This is a genomic window from Salipiger sp. HF18 (assembly GCF_011806505.1).
GTDB lineage: Bacteria > Pseudomonadota > Alphaproteobacteria > Rhodobacterales > Rhodobacteraceae > Salipiger > Salipiger thiooxidans.
In genome coordinates this window covers 1-1,505 of record NZ_JAATOS010000729.1, presented here as the reverse complement: position 1 = coordinate 1,505, position 1,505 = coordinate 1, and the positions used below count along the sequence as shown (strand labels likewise).

2 protein-coding genes are annotated in these 1,505 nt (G+C 66.9%); both read left to right on the top strand.

Translation table 11 applies throughout. The features are described 5' to 3' along the window. Nucleotides 1–662, top strand: a 662-nt coding sequence (locus tag HC022_RS26355) for a LysR substrate-binding domain-containing protein (protein ID WP_167454355.1), incomplete at its 5' end; no start/stop codon positions are given. A gap of 83 nt (nucleotides 663–745) precedes the next feature. After that, nucleotides 746–1,505, top strand: a 760-nt coding sequence (locus HC022_RS26350; protein ID WP_167454354.1) for a 4Fe-4S dicluster domain-containing protein, incomplete at its 3' end; no start/stop codon positions are given.

The following is a 1,505-nucleotide window of genomic DNA, read 5'->3' as shown; positions in this document are numbered from 1 at the left end:
AGGGCTTTGGCATGATGGTCCATATGGTGGAGGAACTGACAGGTCGCGATGCCGACCGGCCGCTGGAAATCTCGGCCACGCCCGGTTTCGCGGCCACGTGGCTGATGCCGCGCCTGCCCGAGTTCCGCGCCGATCATCCCGAGATCAGCCTGACCATCGACCCCTCGGCCAACATCCGGACGCTGTCCCCCGGCGGGCTCGACGTGGCAATCCGCTACGGCGACGGCGCGTGGCACGGGCTCGACAGCCAGCTTCTGGTGCGTTCGCCCATCGTCGTGGTCGCAGCCTCGTCGCTGGTGGGAGATGTCGAGATCAGGGACGCCGCCGACCTGAGGACCTTCCCGTGGTTGCAGGAGTTTGGCACCAACGAGGCCACCGACTGGCTGACCGAGCACGGCGTCGACCACGACCGCAGCCGCGGCATGACCGCCCTGCCCGGCAACCTGATGATCGAGGCCGCCCGGCAGGGTCAGGGCATCGCCATCACCGCGCGGCTCTTCGTCGAACCCGACGTGCAGGCCGGCCGCCTGCGGCTGCTCTTCGAGGACAGCCGGGACAAGGGCTACTGGCTGGTCACGCGGCCTGGAATCGCCCGCCCGCCCCTGCGACACTTCGTATCGTGGCTGCGCAGAGAGGCTGCGAAAGCTTCATCGAAGATGTAATATTTGATGCATATCAAGGCTGAGGGGACAACCCGGCGCGAGAAGGGCCTCCGACAGGCAAAATCACTCCGGAGCGATTCACCGTGGCTGATACCAATCAAACCGCCCCCTCTCTCTACGAAGCACGGGAGCCGATCTTCCCGAGGCGGGTGAGCGGAAAGTTCCGCAACCTGAAATGGTGGCTCATGGCGGTGATGCTGGGCATCTACTACATCACCCCATGGCTGCGCTGGGACCGCGGCCCGGAGCTTCCCGACCAGGCCGTGCTGCTCGACCTCGCCGGTCGCCGGTTCTTCTTCTTCTTCATCGAGATTTGGCCGCACGAGTTCTACTTCGTGGCGGGGCTTCTGGTGATGGCCGGGCTCGGGCTCTTCCTCTTCACCTCGGCGCTCGGCCGGGTGTGGTGCGGCTACGCCTGCCCGCAGACGGTCTGGACCGACCTCTTCATCCTCGTCGAGCGCTGGATCGAGGGCGACCGCAACGCCCGCCTGCGGCTGCACCGGCAGAAGAAGTGGGACGTCCGGAAGCTGCGGCTCCGGGTCACCAAGTGGCTGGTCTGGTTCTTGATCGCACTGGCCACCGGCGGCGCGTGGATCTTCTATTTCACCGACGCGCCGACGCTGGCGGTCGACCTGGTGACCGGCCAGGCCCACCCGGTGGCCTACACCACCATGCTGGTCCTCACCGGCACCACCTTCGCCTTCGGCGGCTTCGCACGCGAGCAGATCTGCATCTATGCCTGCCCGTGGCCGCGCATCCAGGCCGCGATGATGGACGAGGACACCCTGACCGTCGGCTACCGCGACTGGCGCGGCGAGCCCCGCGGCAAGCACCGCAAGGGCC